This window comes from Aurantimonas sp. A2-1-M11, from assembly GCF_036549475.1.
Lineage (GTDB): Bacteria > Pseudomonadota > Alphaproteobacteria > Rhizobiales > Rhizobiaceae > Aurantimonas.
In genome coordinates this window covers 68,742-83,360 of the sequence record NZ_JAZHLI010000012.1, presented here as the reverse complement: position 1 = coordinate 83,360, position 14,619 = coordinate 68,742, and the positions used below count along the sequence as shown (strand labels likewise).

The 14,619-nt window shown below is 64.7% G+C and carries 20 protein-coding genes, 1 tRNA gene and 2 pseudogenes; 15 read left to right on the top strand and 8 right to left on the bottom strand.

What is annotated here, in order from left to right:
- Positions 1 to 234: 234 nt before the first annotated feature.
- Genes VQ042_RS08085 through VQ042_RS08075 form a run of 3 tightly spaced genes read left to right on the top strand, consistent with a single transcriptional unit; the run spans position 235 to position 2,263 of the window.
- A complete protein-coding gene (locus VQ042_RS08085; protein ID WP_331817348.1) occupies positions 235 to 501 on the top strand; it encodes a hypothetical protein in 267 nt (88 codons plus the stop codon).
- Positions 498 to 1,967: a hypothetical protein gene (locus VQ042_RS08080; protein ID WP_331817346.1), complete on the top strand. Its 1,470-nt coding sequence runs from the start codon at positions 498 to 500 to the stop codon at positions 1,965 to 1,967. Before VQ042_RS08085 ends, VQ042_RS08080 begins: the two co-directional genes overlap by 4 nt.
- 2 nt (positions 1,968 to 1,969) lie before the next feature.
- Entirely contained in the window at positions 1,970 to 2,263 is a 294-nt protein-coding gene (locus VQ042_RS08075) for a hypothetical protein (RefSeq protein WP_331817344.1), read from the top strand.
- On the opposite strand, the gene VQ042_RS08070 is transcribed toward VQ042_RS08075, so the two are convergent.
- Positions 2,260 to 2,820 carry a hypothetical protein gene (locus VQ042_RS08070; RefSeq protein WP_331817342.1) on the bottom strand — a complete coding sequence of 187 codons (561 nt, stop codon included), beginning with the start codon at positions 2,818 to 2,820 and terminating at the stop codon, positions 2,260 to 2,262. The genes VQ042_RS08075 and VQ042_RS08070 overlap by 4 nt on opposite strands.
- A 126-nt stretch (positions 2,821 to 2,946) precedes the next feature.
- Between VQ042_RS08070 and VQ042_RS08065 the strand changes: the two genes are divergently transcribed.
- From VQ042_RS08065 to VQ042_RS08020, 10 genes are all read left to right on the top strand, one after another.
- A complete protein-coding gene (locus tag VQ042_RS08065) occupies positions 2,947 to 3,168 on the top strand; it encodes a hypothetical protein (protein WP_331817340.1) in 222 nt (73 codons plus the stop codon).
- 39 nt (positions 3,169 to 3,207) lie between these two features.
- The gene (locus VQ042_RS08060; RefSeq protein WP_331817339.1) at positions 3,208 to 3,498 is read left to right on the top strand and encodes a hypothetical protein; all 291 of its coding nucleotides are present in this window, start codon (positions 3,208 to 3,210) and stop codon (positions 3,496 to 3,498) included.
- Positions 3,498 to 4,223 carry a hypothetical protein gene (locus tag VQ042_RS08055; protein ID WP_331817338.1) on the top strand — a complete coding sequence of 242 codons (726 nt, stop codon included), beginning with the start codon at positions 3,498 to 3,500 and terminating at the stop codon, positions 4,221 to 4,223. The genes VQ042_RS08060 and VQ042_RS08055 overlap by 1 nt, the downstream gene beginning before the upstream one ends.
- Complete coding sequence (locus VQ042_RS08050) at positions 4,220 to 4,609, top strand: hypothetical protein (RefSeq protein ID WP_331817337.1); 390 nt, start codon at positions 4,220 to 4,222, stop codon at positions 4,607 to 4,609. The genes VQ042_RS08055 and VQ042_RS08050 overlap by 4 nt, the downstream gene beginning before the upstream one ends.
- A 3-nt stretch (positions 4,610 to 4,612) precedes the next feature.
- Positions 4,613 to 5,137 carry a DUF2213 domain-containing protein gene (locus tag VQ042_RS08045; protein WP_331817335.1) on the top strand — a complete coding sequence of 175 codons (525 nt, stop codon included), beginning with the start codon at positions 4,613 to 4,615 and terminating at the stop codon, positions 5,135 to 5,137.
- A gap of 2 nt (positions 5,138 to 5,139) precedes the next feature.
- Positions 5,140 to 5,619 (top strand): hypothetical protein, encoded by a 480-nt coding sequence (locus VQ042_RS08040; protein ID WP_331817333.1) that lies wholly within the window; start codon positions 5,140 to 5,142, stop codon positions 5,617 to 5,619.
- Complete coding sequence (locus tag VQ042_RS08035; protein WP_331817331.1) at positions 5,619 to 7,340, top strand: phage tail tape measure protein; 1,722 nt, start codon at positions 5,619 to 5,621, stop codon at positions 7,338 to 7,340. Before VQ042_RS08040 ends, VQ042_RS08035 begins: the two co-directional genes overlap by 1 nt.
- A gap of 242 nt (positions 7,341 to 7,582) precedes the next feature.
- Complete coding sequence (locus tag VQ042_RS08030; protein ID WP_331817329.1) at positions 7,583 to 7,876, top strand: hypothetical protein; 294 nt, start codon at positions 7,583 to 7,585, stop codon at positions 7,874 to 7,876.
- A 39-nt stretch (positions 7,877 to 7,915) separates the two neighbouring features.
- Entirely contained in the window at positions 7,916 to 8,395 is a 480-nt protein-coding gene (locus VQ042_RS08025; protein ID WP_331817327.1) for a hypothetical protein, read from the top strand.
- A gap of 70 nt (positions 8,396 to 8,465) precedes the next feature.
- Positions 8,466 to 8,909: a hypothetical protein gene (locus VQ042_RS08020; RefSeq protein ID WP_331817325.1), complete on the top strand. Its 444-nt coding sequence runs from the start codon at positions 8,466 to 8,468 to the stop codon at positions 8,907 to 8,909.
- 18 nt (positions 8,910 to 8,927) lie between these two features.
- On the opposite strand, the gene VQ042_RS08015 is transcribed toward VQ042_RS08020, so the two are convergent.
- From VQ042_RS08015 to VQ042_RS08000, 4 genes are all read right to left on the bottom strand, one after another.
- Positions 8,928 to 9,539, bottom strand: a complete 612-nt coding sequence (locus VQ042_RS08015; RefSeq protein ID WP_331817323.1) for a DUF6680 family protein — start codon at positions 9,537 to 9,539, stop codon at positions 8,928 to 8,930.
- Positions 9,540 to 9,672: 133 nt separating this feature from the next.
- On the bottom strand, positions 9,673 to 10,056 hold the full coding sequence (locus tag VQ042_RS08010) for a DUF5615 family PIN-like protein (protein WP_331817321.1): 384 nt from the start codon (positions 10,054 to 10,056) through the stop codon (positions 9,673 to 9,675).
- Positions 10,053 to 10,697: a DUF433 domain-containing protein gene (locus VQ042_RS08005; RefSeq protein ID WP_331817319.1), complete on the bottom strand. Its 645-nt coding sequence runs from the start codon at positions 10,695 to 10,697 to the stop codon at positions 10,053 to 10,055. The genes VQ042_RS08010 and VQ042_RS08005 overlap by 4 nt, the downstream gene beginning before the upstream one ends.
- A gap of 207 nt (positions 10,698 to 10,904) precedes the next feature.
- Positions 10,905 to 10,979: transfer RNA gene (locus VQ042_RS08000), tRNA-Thr, on the bottom strand.
- 157 nt (positions 10,980 to 11,136) lie between these two features.
- Here VQ042_RS08000 and VQ042_RS07995 point away from each other — a divergent pair.
- Together VQ042_RS07995 and VQ042_RS07990 are read left to right on the top strand one after the other, a co-directional pair.
- A pseudogene (locus VQ042_RS07995) lies at positions 11,137 to 11,661 on the top strand (NAD kinase); the annotation flags it as partial.
- Between the two features lie 14 nt (positions 11,662 to 11,675).
- A pseudogene (locus VQ042_RS07990) lies at positions 11,676 to 12,026 on the top strand (NAD kinase); the annotation flags it as partial.
- Positions 12,027 to 12,103: 77 nt separating this feature from the next.
- Here the strand turns inward: VQ042_RS07990 and VQ042_RS07985 are convergent.
- The 3 genes from VQ042_RS07985 to VQ042_RS07975 form a co-directional block, all read right to left on the bottom strand.
- Complete coding sequence (locus VQ042_RS07985; RefSeq protein ID WP_331817315.1) at positions 12,104 to 13,243, bottom strand: DUF2336 domain-containing protein; 1,140 nt, start codon at positions 13,241 to 13,243, stop codon at positions 12,104 to 12,106.
- A gap of 160 nt (positions 13,244 to 13,403) precedes the next feature.
- Positions 13,404 to 14,024, bottom strand: a complete 621-nt coding sequence (locus tag VQ042_RS07980) for a flavin reductase family protein (protein ID WP_442880058.1) — start codon at positions 14,022 to 14,024, stop codon at positions 13,404 to 13,406.
- 2 nt (positions 14,025 to 14,026) lie between these two features.
- Complete coding sequence (locus VQ042_RS07975) at positions 14,027 to 14,611, bottom strand: nitroreductase family protein (RefSeq protein WP_331817311.1); 585 nt, start codon at positions 14,609 to 14,611, stop codon at positions 14,027 to 14,029.
- Between the last annotated feature and the right edge of the window lie 8 nt (positions 14,612 to 14,619).

Genomic DNA, 14,619 nt, shown 5'->3' with positions numbered 1-14,619 from the left:
GCAACTAAGCGCGTGTAGATGCAACAACATGCAGCCGGTGAAGTAGCACCAGTCTAGCCCGCGTAAATGCCGTTGAAGTGCCGCCGAAATCGGTTCATTTCTTCGGACATGGACACGATTGCACCCTCCTTCGCAGGCCGATCCTCCGCCTCTCGTGCGGCGGTATCGAATGGAACGCGGCTGCTTGCCGGAGTGGATGGCCGCAGCGCATCCGCACGCCGCTTCCGAGACCTGGTGCGTTCCCTCTCCGACGAGCTTGGCGGCGAAGCATCTCTCACCGAACCGCAGCGCGCGATGGTCCGTCACGCGGCCGGCGTGATGATCCAGGCCGAGCGGATGCAGTCCGCCATCGTCAGGGGCGAGCCGGTCGACGCCGAGCAGCTCGTGCGGCTGTCGAACACCCTGGCCCGGATGATGAAGGACATCGGCGTGAAGGCGCAGGCCGCCAAGCCGAAAGCTCCTGACCTTGCCAGCTACCTCGGCGGGAGATCCGCCGCTTGAGCGCCCTGATCACGATGCGCGAAGCCCTGGCGGATCCTCACCTCCTCGGGAGCGTGATGCCGGGCGACACGTGGAAGGCGTGGCGGGCCCTCCTCATCGCCATCATGGGCGAGCGCCTCGACGACGAGGAGCGCGCGATCTTCACGGCCCTCACCGGGCGCGAGGTCGAGCCCATGGAAATGGTCGAGGAGTTCTGGGCTGTGGTCGGCCGTCGTGGGGGCAAGACGCGCGCTGCGGCCGTCCTCGCGACCTACTTCGGATCCTTCGTCGACCACTCTCAGAAGCTGGCCCAGGGCGAGCGCGGGGTGATCCCCTTCATGGCCGCGTCCACCCGTCAGGCAGCGGTCGCCTATGGGTATGCTGCCGGCATCTTCGAGACCGTGCCCATGCTCGCCGGGCTGGTGACGCACAAGACGGCTGAGACGATCAGTCTGAGCACCGGCGTCGATCTGGAGGTCAGGCCGGCCAGCTACAGAACCGCGCGCGGCATCACCGCGGTGGCGGCGATCGGCGACGAGGCGGCTTTCTGGAGGTCGGACAACTCCGCGAAACCTGACACCGAGATCCTGAACGCCATCCGGCCGGCCCTAGCCACCACCGGCGGCCCGCTGATTGTGATCTCGTCGCCCTACGCCCGCCGCGGCGAGGTCTACACCAACTGGCGCCGGCACTTCGGTCTGAAAGGCGATCCGCTCATCCTCGTGGCGCAGGCGCCATCCCGCACGCTGAACCCGTCCCTGCCTCAGAAGGTAGTGGACCGGGCAATGGAGCGGGACGAGTCCTCGGCTCGTGCGGAATACCTGGCCGAATTCCGGACGGACATCGAAGCCTTCGTCACCAGGGAGGTGGTCGAGGCGTGCGTGTCGCTCGGGGTCTATGAGCGGGCGCCTCTGTCGACGGTCCAATACAAGGCCTTCGTGGATCCGTCGGGCGGTAGCGCCGACAGCTTCACGCTGGCCATCGGGCATCTGGAAGGAACCGGGTCCAAGAGGATCGCCATTTTGGACGCCGTGCGGGAGACCAAGCCGCCCTTCAGCCCTGAGGCGGTCGTGGCGAACTACGCCGAGCTTCTGAAGCGTTACCGTGTCAGCAGGATCGTCGGTGACCGGTATGCCGGCGAGTGGCCCCGCGAGGCCTTCAGGAACCACCACATCACCTACGAGCCGTCGGCCAGCCCGAAATCGGACCTGTACCGCGATCTTCTGCCGTACCTGAACAGCGGTGAGGTCGACCTCCTGGAGAATGATCGGATCGTCTCACAGATCGTCGGGCTCGAGCGCCGGACGTCGCGATCGGGCAAGGATTCCATCGACCATGCGCCGGGTGGCCACGACGACGTCGCCAATTCGGTGGCGGGGGTGCTATCGACCCTGAAGACGAAGGGCAGCGGCTACAGGATTGACGCCTGGAGCATAGGAACCGGGGAAGAGAGCAACCGATTCTGGCGGATGCGGCAGGGAGGCTAATGATGACCGGCCCCTCCGGCGCGCCCCTGCCTGTGCTGATGCGGCCGGGCGAGATCATCAGCTTGAAGGAAGCTGTCTACCGAACCGGCAAGTCAGAAAAAACGATCTCGCGTTGGTGCCGGGCCGACGGAATAGGACGGCGGACCAGTCCGACTTCGTCCTGGGAGATCTCTGCGGTGGCGTTAGAGGCAAAGCTGTACGGCGACGGGCAGGCGATCGAGGAGTTGCGGCGCGGGAATTTCGAGGCGCAGCGGGTGCGCCGCTACGCCGAACATCTCGGGCTCGCTTCGCTTTAGCTTCGGTTCCCGCTCCTTTCCATCTGCTCACGCATTGTCTGCGCCTGGACGATGGTTCGCGCATACTGCTCCCAGACGGATCGCATCCAGACGAGATTGCCCGTGAGGGCCTCCGCAACCTCTTCCAGTTCTTCGAGAGCCCTCAGGTTCTTGCTGAAGTGACCGGCTAGATCGTCGGAGAGGTCGCCAGACTGGGTCTTCGCCAACGCCGCCCTTAGCGTCGAGTCGACTTCAACAACTTCGGGCACAAGACGCTCCAGAGCCTTGATCAGCTTTTCGCGCTCTGCCGCTGCGGTCTCGAGCTGTGGACGGTGCTGCTTCAGGAGCAGCACCATGTTTCTCCAGCTCCGAACGCGATTTTCCAGATCCTCGCCGATCCCGTCGAGGCCACCATCGATACGCCAAGTCTGATCAGTCGCCATATCTGTCCGTGCTCCTCTGCTGCCCGGGACAGGGCTCGCCCCGGGCCGAAGCGGATCCCCTTTCTTCTCCTCTGAACTCTCTTCGAGGATATCGTCGATGTTGATTTCGAGGTCAGGGTAATCTGTGGTCGACATGGTGTCCGGTCCTCGTCCCTAGGTGAAATAGGCGATCTCACAGTCCGCAGATGGCAGGACGTGTCCGCTAAACCCGAGATTCCTCATGTGGTCGAATGATGGCCGATCAATGAGGGAGATTTTTCGATGCCCGGTCCTTCCCGACCAGAAGTTGCGTCCGCTCAGCTCTTCCTGAACGGCGCCCGCGTTATTCCCGCATTCCGGTCCGCGCTCTTCGATGCCGCCAATCGCGCCGGCATTACCCCGAATGAATTCGTCATCACTGCCGCGGCGGAGAAGCTGGCACGTTCGGGTGCATCTTTCCCTGGCGTGTTCCGGGTCGGCGACCTTCAGAGCGAGGCAGCCTGATGCCTTCCCTATCGCACCTCAAAATCAAAGGAGACCCCCGTGGTCGTCATCACTGATGAAATGAAGAAGCGGGAGCCGTCGGGCGATCCCGAGCGGACTGTTTCCCTCCAGGTCTCCGGTTTCACCAAGGCCGGGTTCCGTGACGCGCTGACGAAGCTCGCCGCGACCGAGGGGACCCAGCCCTTCGCCTTGATCGAGCAACTCATCGCCGAACGCGCCCGCGCCGCCGGGATCGAGGTGCCGAAGACGAACTATGAGCGGAATGCCGAAGCCGCGGCCGCCATCAAGGCGAAGCAGGCGCAGCGCTCCAAGCGGGAGGAGTTCGCCTGATGGACAAGCCGTTGAACGAACGAATCCAGGCCGCGATCAAGGCCGGCAAGAGCCAGGGCGTCGAAAGCCTGATCTTCGAAGCCGAGGCCGCATCGAAGCAGGCCGTCGCCGACCATGACGAAGCCCGGGAGCGCGCCCTCGATCCTCTCCTGTCCGATGGTGAGATCGCCGCGGCTCGGAAGGCCGTGGAAGATGCCAGCTTCATCCAGGAGCGGATGACGAAGGCCGCCGCGGTGCTTCGCGAGAAACTCGGCGAGTTCAAGGAGGCCGAGGAACAGGCCCAGCTCACCAAGATCTACAAGGCGGCGATCGCCAAGCGCGACGCCGCGTCGGCCCGTCTGAAGGCCGAGTATCGGGACCTGGCGAACAAGCTCGGGGCTCTCCTCGAGGAGGTTGCTGCCGCTGATCGTGAAGTCGATGCCGCGAACTACAGGCTTCCTGCCGGCGGGAACCGGATCATGGGTGTCGAGCAGCACGCCCGCCCGGGGTGGCACCACTCGTCCCGACCACTGGTGCGGATGGACATCCCGTCGTTCTCGAGGACCGGACGCCCTGAGATGATCTGGGGACGGGATAATTCGATCGCCGGCACCCGCGTCTTCGATCCCGAAACCACGAATGCGGAGAAGGTGCATCTAACACCGAAGCCGCGTCCAGGACCGGCGAGGTCTCCGGATGCGCTCGCCTCGCCGGTCGGAAATTCCAAGCAAGGAGAAGCGGCATGACCGCGAAGTGTGTGTGCACCGGTCCGGTGTGTTCGTGCGGTGCCGAGGGCATCGTGAAAGATGGCTCCAGCGTCCGGACCTCGGCCATGATGATGGATTCTGCCAGCGGCGCCGACAACGGCCAGGCCAACTATGAGCAGCGGATCTCCGACGGCTGGAAGGTGAGCGATACCGCCTACCAGACGATGAAGGACCGCGACCGCAATGAGTGGAAGGGCACGGCGCAGCAGACGAATGTCGCCGACAGCGTCAAGGATGCCGCCGACCACGCCTATGCGCAGGCCTTCGCCGACGCCAAGGCTGCCGGCATGGACGATGACGCGGCGAAGAGCGAGGCCTCCTATCAGGCGATGTGCAGCCGCACGTCGAACGCCTGGAAGGCCTGATCGATGCTCTTCCTGGATGTCTCGCCCGTCGATGGAGTGCGGATCACGGCCGCCGGCTATCTGGTGGCACGGGCCAAGCTGGCACGGGCGGGCGTCTACGAATATCGCGGTGACGAGCTCGACCGTCCCGAACTTCAGAAGGTGCGGGTTTTCCGGCCAGTGACCGAGGTCTTCCGGACAAAAGCGCTCCGGTCCTTCGCCAATGCGCCGGTCACGATCGGGCATCCCGTCGACCCGGTTTCGTCTTCGACCTGGCGGCGCGATGCCGTTGGCACCGTCGGCGAGGAAGTCGGCCGGGCGGGCGAATTCGTGACCGCCACCATCATCGTCCAGGACGCGGCCGCCATCGCAAGGATTCAGGCCGGCACGTCGGAACTGTCCTGCGGGTACGTGTCGCAGATCGAATGGACCTCGGGCACCACCGCCGACGGCCAGGCCTACGACGCCGTCCAGCGCGGCATCACCGGAAATCACGTCGGGATCGTCGACCGCGGCCGTGCCGGATCTCATTGCAGAATTGGAGCCTGACCATGGAAGGGATCCTCATGCAGTCCCTGACGCCGATCGCCGATCTCGATCTCCTCGAGGGGGAGTATGCCGCGCTTCGTCCCGCCTCCCCGGAGGAGCGGCGTGCCCTCGGCCTACGCCGCCGCGCTGTCGCCTACGCGATCGTGCTGCGGTCGTGCGCTGGCATCACCGCAGTGGTCGCCGAGGCGGAACTCGCCCAGGGCCCCGCCATGTCGGCCGAGACCCTGAAGTCGCTGGTGATCCACTACGCCCGCAACAACGAGACGGGGAGCGAGATCAGCCGGAGCATGGCCGTCATGTTCGTGGCCTTCACCATGTTTCCGAAGACGCTTGAGCCCCTGCTTCCACCGAGGCCTAGCTCGGGCCCGTGCCTCGGCTGCGGATGCCTCTGGGAAGCCGGTGGCCCCCTCGATCGTCAATCCATCACCGGGCGCACCGTTGCGGCGATGATGGCCCACGCTGAACTGCGGAGTGCCGCCTGATGACCATTCTGGACTCACTCGTCGTGATGCTCGGCCTGAAGTACGAGGGCGATGGCGAGCGGAAGAAATTCGAGCAGGGCCTCAAAGGCGTCGAGGGAAGCGCCAGCGCGATGGTCGGCAAGCTGGCGAGGATGGGCGCGGTAGCCGGCGGCGCTATGGCAACTGTTGGCGCGGCTGCGGTTCGTGAATTTGCCGGCGTCGAACGGACCCTGACCTACATCGGCAACAGCGCCGAGGTGGCTGACGAGCGGATGGCCCATGCGCGCCGGCAGCTCCAGTCCATGGCCGACGATATGGGCTATGACGGTCTCGACCAGCCCGTGCGGGCGCTTGATGCGCTGATCGCAAAAAACGTCGAGTTCGAAAAATCCATGTCCATGATGCCGGCGATCCTCGGCACGGCCATGGCGACAGATTCAGCCCCGACCGACATCGCGAACTCGGCCGTCACGATCGCCGAGAACTTCGGGATCGCGGGCGACCAGATGCAGCTCGCCTTCGACATCCTCGCGAAGGGCGGCAAGGAAGGCGCCTTCGAACTGAAGGACATGGCCGGCGAGCTTCCGAGCCTTGCCCCGGCGTTCAAGGCTCTCGGCTACGAAGGCACGGAAGGGCTGTCGAAACTCGTCTCGCTGTTGCAGACCGTCAGGCTCGAGACCGGGACGTCGGCCGAGGCGGCGAACCGGTTCGAAAACGTCATGGCCAAGCTCAACGTGGAGCAGACGAGGAAGAGCTTCGCCGATTTCGGCATCGATCTCCCGGCCGAGATGGAAACCAACATGCTGGCCGGCATGGACCGCATGGATTCCTTCATCGCAGCGACCGCCAAGGCGTTGCAGGGGAACATGGACCAGATCAACACCCTGTTCACCGACGTGCAGGTTGCCCAGGGCATGCGGGCCTTGGTCGGCAACCGCGAAAAGCTTGCCGGGTTCGAGAAGTCGATACAGGACGCGAGCGGCACAATCGCTCCCGATCTCGAACGGGTCCTAGCCAACACCCAGACCGATATCGATCGCACTCTCGGGGCGTGGAAGAGGTTCAAGACAGAACTCGGATCCACCCTGGCGCCGGCGGCGGGTGGGGTCCTTGGCTCTCTCGCCGACGATCTTTCCGATGATGCGGCACAGGAAGAGGGCCTTCGCCGCCGCGGCGTGGAAGGTTTTTATGATCAGTGGCGTGAGATCCAGCGGCTGACATCGAGCTTGCAGGAGGAAGACCCGGACCTCTGGCGGTATCAGGCAAATGAACTCGCGGGGCAGCGCCTGGCCGCAGAAGGCCGAGGCGATGTGAAGGCATCGGACCCGCTCTTCGACTCGTCGGGCCAGGTCCTCCTGAAAACCGCCACGGACGCCATCATCGCCGCCAGCAACACAGTCACCGATGCTGTCGCCCGCATGCCCCGGATCGACGAGTCGTTCTCTGCAACGGCTGGCGGAACCTCCGATGTGAATGCTGCGGCCCTTCAGCAGGGCCTCGCCAACATGGCCGCCCACTTCGAGGCAATGCAGGGGCCGGCAGCAGCCGCCGCACTCAATCAGTCGATCGCGAACACCGACAACAGGAACCAGAGCGTCAATGTCGGTGCGCCACAGGTTACTGTGAACGTCCAGGAGGCCAGTCAGGCGCCGGCAGCGGTCGGCGCGGCCGTCGGCAGGGCTGTTGGCCAGGCGGCGGTCCAGACCCGACCTGGAGTGGCCGCATCTGCCGCAGCGCCGTAGCCATGGCCCCGCGCCCGATTGCGAAGCTTACGAGGAAGAGCCCCTACAAGCTCGCCCAGGCGCTCGTCTCGCTTCGATCCCTGTCTAGCGGTCCCGACAGTGTGAAAATTGGATGGCCGACGGGGACCGATACTGGAATCCTTGAGCGTGCCGTCTACACGCACTTCGGCACCCGCACGATCCCGGCGCGCCCGGCGTTATCGATGGCATTCCGAGCGAACAGGAACAGGTACCAGCACGCGATGAAGGCCGAGTTGCGCGGCATCGTGAAGGCGATCGCCGGCGGGCGCCCTGCGGCTTCCCGCGAGGCTATCCTGTCGCGCCTTGGCATCCTGGCTCAGGGCCACGTGCAGCAGGAGATCACCGCCCTGCGATCGCCGCCCAACGCGCCCTCGACCATTCGCCAGAAGGGCAGCAGCAACCCACTAATTCACACGGGTGCCATGAGGGCGGCTGTCACCTTCCAGCTCGGCGAGAGCGAGGGTGGTGGCCTCCTGTCCAGCGTGTCGCGCTCGACGCTCCGGGTTGGGCTATGATCAAGGACTCGATCACCAGCAGTGAGAGGACAGCACGCAATGACTGCATTCAGATCCACGAGGGAAATCATCTTCGCAGTGGCCGTCATCGTCATGGCGCCGGGGGTGGTCGGACCTGCCGTCGCTCAGGATGATCAATCGGACCCCGCCCGCTTCGTCTCCTCAAGTGCCCAGTACTTGGATCTTCCGGTCATCGCAGTTGAACGCATCGACCGGGGCGACATGCTCACGGATGAGCCCTGGCCGTTCGTCGGCGACGCCGTGGTCATCGCATGCGCGGAGCCTTCGATGAATGTGGTCGGCGCGTCCGGGAGTTTCGCAGCCCTGAACGGCAACGCCTCCGGTTTCAGCGACGCATACAAGATCGAGGACACCGAGGGCGAGCTCTTCGACTTCGTCCGCACCAACGACAACCAGAATTACAAGGATGCCGGGATCGTTCTCCCGGAGGCAGAGAACCGTGCAATCGGTCTCTGGTGGCATGCTCTCAATTCGGCGATGGAAGAACGCTGCGGATAGGTGAGTTGCCGACCCCCGGCGCAGTTCTACAACGTCGATAAGAATTTCTAGTCGATGAGGATATCCGACGATGAGTTTGGTTATCGACGCTACGCCGAAGACATGTCGGCCGAAGGGTCGCCTCGACGTCCTCGCCGATCAGCTCGGCATCCGGATCATTCCGACCTGGCGCCGCCGGGGGCCGAACGAGACCCACGCCCGCGGGGCCTTCAAGGCGATCGTCGCCGAGCATGGCGAGGGACACCTCGTCACCGTCGTCCGGTGCATCCGGGAGACCCGGGCGAACCGCGATGAGATGTGGAGCGAGACCATCCTCGCCATCAGCGACATCCTGGCGGCGCGCAAGGACTGGCGGGATGCCGGCGGGGCTCTGCTCGACGCCTTCGACGCAATCCCGCTCAGGAGCCTCAGGGAGAGCGCTGTAGCGCTTCGGCCGTGGCCGGTGCGGCATACCCTGCGCGGGCTGCTGTATGCGCGCCTGGAGGCTGCTATGGCGACCCGCGAAGCAGCATGACCGACACCCCTGGTGCGGCTACCGGGACGGCGTCGTGATCCCCGGCTCAGCAGCCGGCGCATCTTCCTCCGGCGTTGTCTCGGCAGTCTCACCGTCGTGCACCGGGGCGGCAGTCCTCTGCCTATTCCCAGCATCAACGATTATTGCCTCAGCTTGGAGCATTTGAGCCAAGCTGAGCTTACTTCGCCATCCAGGGTTTGGATAACGGCCGAGGTCCGACCCACGAATCTCAGTGCCAACACCCAGGTCTCGAGCCATCTCAGCCAAAAGCGAATCTTCCCGGTGCTCCTTTTCGTGATCGGGGAATAGGGCACCGCCATTCAAAAGCGTCTGCTGATATCGCGCCCACGCTTCCCTCACCTCTGGGGATTTTCGGAACGCGAGGTCGACAGTGTTCAGAGCGCGAACGCCTTCAAGGGACGAAAGCCAATTGCGCCTATCCTGAAGAAGGCTCGCAAACACGTGCAGCTTGACCCGCCGCTCTTCGGATTCGTCGTAGTGCTTCTGGCGAAGGGTTTCGGCAACTTGTGCGGCCCGCACGGGACCAACCCATGCGGCGAAAGCTGCACATCCGGCGGCCACAGCCGACGCCAGAGCTCCGACCACCTGCCAGTCCACGTTCAACTCCATCGTGCCCCCAAATACCACTGAGCCAGCCGCAGGAAATCTACAGGAAGCAGGCGCGCGTGCGGGATGCAAGCGCCCGGCAACGACGGCCGAGACCGCCGACGCCAATCGACTGCGGATGGCTGAAGATCCGAAGTCACCGATGGGTGCGTATCATGCCCTCACCGAGCACGATGTATAGCCGATCACAGCGCCCCTCTTTCACCTTGTCCCACTCGTGCTCGATCAAGGAGACGGCATCTGCTGTCCGTGTGGATGCCATCGGCTTGGGGCATTCAAACCTGATCAGGCCCAATGTCTTGAACCGAGCTTTGGTGATCCCGTGCCCGCGTGCCAGCGTCTTCATATCTTTGTCAGCAGCCACGAGCACGGCGTCACTGGCTTCCGCTGCTGCGCAGACAACGGGATCCGGCGTACTTTTGGTCAAACCGCTGCTATTGAAGAATACAACGTCATGTCCCGCTTGCGCGAGGACGTTGCCCACTGACACTGGAACTCCTTCATCCAGCAAAAATCTCATGCGGCGCAGCGCTTGTCCTCGAATGCGATGGCGGCCTCAACGTCTCTTCTGTCGAGGATCGGATACTCGGCAAGGATTTGTGGGACGGTATAACCAGCCGCGTCGAATTCCTTGATGGTTGATACTGGAATTCGGGTACCAGCTATGACGGGCCGATTGCCTACTATCCCTCGAGTTCGATCGATCCTCCCGATCTCGTCATCACTTCTTTCGTTCATCTCACGAATCCGCTCGCGCATTCCGCCGACGATGACCTTCAGTGGAATTTGCAGAACCTCTTGGCCTGATCCGGCCTCATGGCGCGTGTCGTCGTCGCGTTGAATGACAACGCGCCTGCCGAGAAGGTAGAGTGTGCTCCGCACCCACATATCGTCGCCGAGATGGCTTAGATCCGATTTGACCTCCCGAAGATGGTCCATCGGAATGCGCGTGTCATTGCGAAGTTGGTTGAGCACTTTCAGCGAAAGAAGGTCGCGGAACGAATAGAGGCGCGTATGCGCTCCCTTCTCGCCATAGACGATGCTTGGCGAGAAGAAACCATCGCGCTCCCAAGAGGCGAGTTGACGCCTGCTCACGCCGGTCAGGCGGGCAGCCTGATCGATCGTGAAGACCCCAATGACGTTGTCTGTCGTTTCGCTCATGATCGGCACTCTAGCGTATCAAGCTCTTGAAACTATGACCCTGACACTTCTGCAGGATATTCAGATGTCCGCGTCCTCGCCATGTCGCATCCCATGTCGCGTGGAGTTGCCGAGGGTAACGGTAAACCCCTGCAAATCAAGGGAACTGGCTGCAACATGAACGCGACATGGAATTGGGCGAGCATGCCGCTAAGTATATGAAATTATTGGTGCCGGATGAGGGGATTGAACCCCCGACCTTCGGTTTACAAAACCGCTGCTCTACCGCTGAGCTAATCCGGCGCGGCTGCGCCATAGCATATCGCTCAGCGCTTTGCAGCGGGATTTTCACGGCAGCGCGCATCGGGCCACGCTTGGCCTGCGGCGCGGGACGGGTTACGTCCTGAAGGGGCCGTCTTCGCGCCCTGCCCGCCTCCGTCTCAGAAGTGCCCACCCATCGATGCGACGCATTCCCCAGTCCCTCAGCTTTCTGGCCAGCGAGACCGCCTCCGCGCAGGAAGCCGCACAGCGCCTGTCGGCGCTCTACGGCAACGACCGGCCGGAGACCGCCGAGATCATCGTCGCGCTCGGCGGCGACGGCTTCATGCTGCAGACCCTGCACCGCTTCATGAACAGCGGCATCCCGATCTACGGCATGAACAAGGGCACGATCGGCTTCCTGATGAACCACTACCGGGAAACCGGACTGCGAGAACGGCTGGCCGAGGCGGCGGAGAACACCATCCATCCGCTGACGATGACTGCGGAAGACGCGGCGGGCGTCACGCATTCGGCGCTGGCGATCAACGAGGTCGCGCTGTTCCGGCAGTCCTACCAGGCCGCCAAGCTGCAGATCTCCATCGACGGCCAGGTGCGGCTGGAAGAGCTGGTCTGCGACGGTGTGATGGTGGCGACGCCGATCGGCTCCACCGCCTACAATCTCTCGGCGCAAGGGCCGATCATCCCGGTCGACGCGCCGCTGCTCGCCCTCACCCCGGNGAGCTGGTCTGCGACGGTGTGATGGTGGCGACGCCGATCGGCTCCACCGCCTACAATCTCTCGGCGCAAGGGCCGATCATCCCGGTCGACGCGCCGCTGCTCGCCCTCACCCCGGTCAGCCCCTTCCGCCCGCGCCGCTGGCGCGGCGCGCTCCTGCCCAACCACCAGACGGTGGAGATCACGGTGCTGGAGCCCGAGAAGCGGCCGGTCAACGCGGTGGCGGACGCGACCGAGGTGAAGTCGGTCCGGCGCATCACCATCCGCGAATCGATGAACGACACCGGGCTGATCCTGTTCGATTCGGACCATTCCTGGGACGAGCGGATCCTGGCTGAACAGTTCCGCTACTGACTCCTGGCCCTGCGGTCTGGCGGAACCGATTCCATACGCCTGAGCGTACCTCTGCGTCCTGTTGGTCGCACGGCGCGCTATGCGGCGAGCTGGCGGGCGCGTTGGCGGGCCGCATCGCGGCTGGTTTCGCCGGCAAGGCGATGCAGGAAGCGCATGATCTCGTCGAAGCCGGTTTCGCCGCGCAAGTCGGCAAAGGAGCCGGCGACGCGCTGCATGATCACTTGCGGGACATCCTCCACGGCGACGGACAGGCGCCCTACGGCCAGGTCCCGCCAGACGGCGACGGCGCAGCGGAACAGCGGCGCCGAGGCCGCAGGCAGCCCGGCGGCCGCCATGAGCGTACGGAACGCACTCTGCCGACCGTCGGCCAGGATGGTGCGCACCCGGCGGTCCGACATGGCCGAGAGTCGTACGAGTGCGGCGGCGAAGAGATCGATGTTGCCGCCACAGACGGTGCGCAGCAGGAACGCCACGTTCAACTGGCCGCTGGCGCGCAGATGCTCGACGAGGGCCGCCACCTCGCCCTCGCAGATATTGTCCGCCAGGAGCGCCGTCGCCCTCTCGCATGCTTCGAAGGCCAGGCGGTCGGCGCGTTCGCCGCCGATGAGATTGCGCAGCATCGGCAGCTCGGCCAGCGCCTGCCCCGTACGCAGGATGAGGGTCTGGCGGACGGTCGACGGCAGATCGCTGCGCGCCATCAGTGCACCCCGGACGGCTGCGATGTCGCCATGGCGCTCGGCCAGGCGGCGGTAGCTGATGCCGGCGATGCCGGCGCCCGGATTGGCGAGGAGCACGACGCAATTGGCGGCGTCGGCGAGTTCCGCCAGGGCTGCCGCGACGCGGGTCGAGACCAGACGACGACCGGCGATGGCGCCGCGCAGGGCGTTAGAGCCCGTCGCCACGAGGTCGATGAGATCGTCGTCGGACAGTGCCGGCGAGCGGCCGGCGACGATGCAGGCAATGCTGTCATTGTCTTCGCAGAGCGCCCGCAGCACGGCCCGCGGTGCACCGCGCCCATCGGCCAGTTCCATCGCCATTGCATGGCGGACCTTGGGCGACGGATCGTCCAGCAGCAGGATCAGCGCAGCGTCCGCACCCGGCCGTTCCTCTTCGGTGATCCGCCCGTCGACGAGCGCGCGGGAAAGGATCGCCGCACCTTCAGCGCGCTGCGAGCTCGTCGCCGTCTCGCACCATTTGACGAACCGCTGGACGATCATGGGAAACGCGACCTCTGCTCCGCTACCGACTGTTGCAGACGATAGTGCCCAGCAAAGGTTTAGGTTTCGTTCACCATGTCGCTCGACGAAGCGTCAACCATGCCGGCGGATCGGGCGCACAGCGATGCGCGCCGCGCGGTGACCGATGCAAGAGGTCCGGTCAGGCGTCGCCGGCATCCTCGCGGCTCGGCCGGCGCATCTGGAAGACCTCGCCCGTCACCGCGTAGTCGAGATAGCCAAGGCGGGACAATGGCCGCGCGAGAGCCATGTCGAGCATCCCGTCGCGCAGGATCGCCTCGTCGATATAGATGCCGACGACCTGCCCGATGACCATGACCCAGTCCGACGGCTTACCGTCGATGTCGGTCGGCTGAAAGGATTGCGTCACCCTGCATTCGAGCGCCGCCGGGCTCTCGGCAACACGCGGCGCCGCCACGAGACGGCATGGCGCCTCGGTCAAGCCGGCCAGCTCGAATTCGCTGCGGCCACGCGGTGCGGGCGCCGAGGTCCGGTTGAGCGCCTGGGCGAGATCGCCGGTCACGAAATTGGCGACGAACTCGCCGGTCTCGATGGCGATGTCGGCCGAATCCTTGAACCCGGCGGAGGCGAACATCACCAGCTTGGGATGGTCGCTCACCGCGTTGAAGAAGCTGTAGGGCGCCAGATTGGCCGTGCCGTCCCCGGCACGTGTCGAGATCCAGCCGATCGGCCGCGGCGAAACGATCGCCTTGAAGGGATCGTGCGGCAGGCCGTGATCGCCGCGCTCGGGCTCGTAGAACAGCATCAGCCTGCGTCCCTCGCCCGCGCCTCGGTGACGATGTCGCCGAGATCGGGCCGCGGACGCTCCGTCGGCGGCTCCTGCGGCGTGCCGACATGGACGAACCCCACCACCTTCTCGTCCGCCGCGATGCCGAGGATCGCCTTGGCATCGTCGTCATACGCCACCCACTCGGTCACCCAGTTGGCGCCGTAGCCGCGCGCGTGGACGGCCGTCACGAGGTTCATGGCGGCGGCACCGGCCGACAGAACCTGTTCCCAGATCGGGATCTTCACATGCTCGCGGGCTGTGGAGACGACACCGATGACCAGCGGGCTGCGGCTGAGGCGCGTCGATTCGGCACGCTGGCGCGCTTCGCTCAGCGGGGCGCCTTCGCGGTTCTGGGCCAGATCGGCCAGCGCCGCGCCCAGATCGACCGCGGCTTCGCCGCGATAGAGAATGAAGCGCCAGGGCGCGAGCTTGCCGTGGTCGGGAACCCGTGCCGCGATCCGCAGGATGTCGTCGAGCTCGGCGCCCTCAGGGGCCGGTGCGGCAAGCAGCGGAATCGGGATCGAGCGGCGGGTGGCCAGGAAGGTTGTCGTATCGGTCAAGGCAGCGT

Coding starts and splice junctions, on each gene's coding strand:
- VQ042_RS08015 (WP_331817323.1), bottom strand. CDS start 9,539: ATGGAGTTGAACGTGGACTGGCAGGTGGTCGGAGCTCTGGCGTCGGCT.
- VQ042_RS07985 (WP_331817315.1), bottom strand. CDS start 13,243: ATGATCGTCCAGCGGTTCGTCAAATGGTGCGAGACGGCGACGAGCTCG.
- VQ042_RS08050 (WP_331817337.1), top strand. CDS start 4,220: ATGACCGCGAAGTGTGTGTGCACCGGTCCGGTGTGTTCGTGCGGTGCC.
- VQ042_RS08010 (WP_331817321.1), bottom strand. CDS start 10,056: ATGAGATTTTTGCTGGATGAAGGAGTTCCAGTGTCAGTGGGCAACGTC.
- VQ042_RS08070 (WP_331817342.1), bottom strand. CDS start 2,820: ATGTCGACCACAGATTACCCTGACCTCGAAATCAACATCGACGATATC.
- VQ042_RS08045 (WP_331817335.1), top strand. CDS start 4,613: ATGCTCTTCCTGGATGTCTCGCCCGTCGATGGAGTGCGGATCACGGCC.
- VQ042_RS08075 (WP_331817344.1), top strand. CDS start 1,970: ATGACCGGCCCCTCCGGCGCGCCCCTGCCTGTGCTGATGCGGCCGGGC.
- VQ042_RS08030 (WP_331817329.1), top strand. CDS start 7,583: ATGAAGGCCGAGTTGCGCGGCATCGTGAAGGCGATCGCCGGCGGGCGC.
- VQ042_RS08040 (WP_331817333.1), top strand. CDS start 5,140: ATGGAAGGGATCCTCATGCAGTCCCTGACGCCGATCGCCGATCTCGAT.
- VQ042_RS08065 (WP_331817340.1), top strand. CDS start 2,947: ATGCCCGGTCCTTCCCGACCAGAAGTTGCGTCCGCTCAGCTCTTCCTG.
- VQ042_RS08035 (WP_331817331.1), top strand. CDS start 5,619: ATGACCATTCTGGACTCACTCGTCGTGATGCTCGGCCTGAAGTACGAG.
- VQ042_RS08005 (WP_331817319.1), bottom strand. CDS start 10,697: ATGAGCGAAACGACAGACAACGTCATTGGGGTCTTCACGATCGATCAG.
- VQ042_RS08025 (WP_331817327.1), top strand. CDS start 7,916: ATGACTGCATTCAGATCCACGAGGGAAATCATCTTCGCAGTGGCCGTC.
- VQ042_RS08020 (WP_331817325.1), top strand. CDS start 8,466: ATGAGTTTGGTTATCGACGCTACGCCGAAGACATGTCGGCCGAAGGGT.
- VQ042_RS08055 (WP_331817338.1), top strand. CDS start 3,498: ATGGACAAGCCGTTGAACGAACGAATCCAGGCCGCGATCAAGGCCGGC.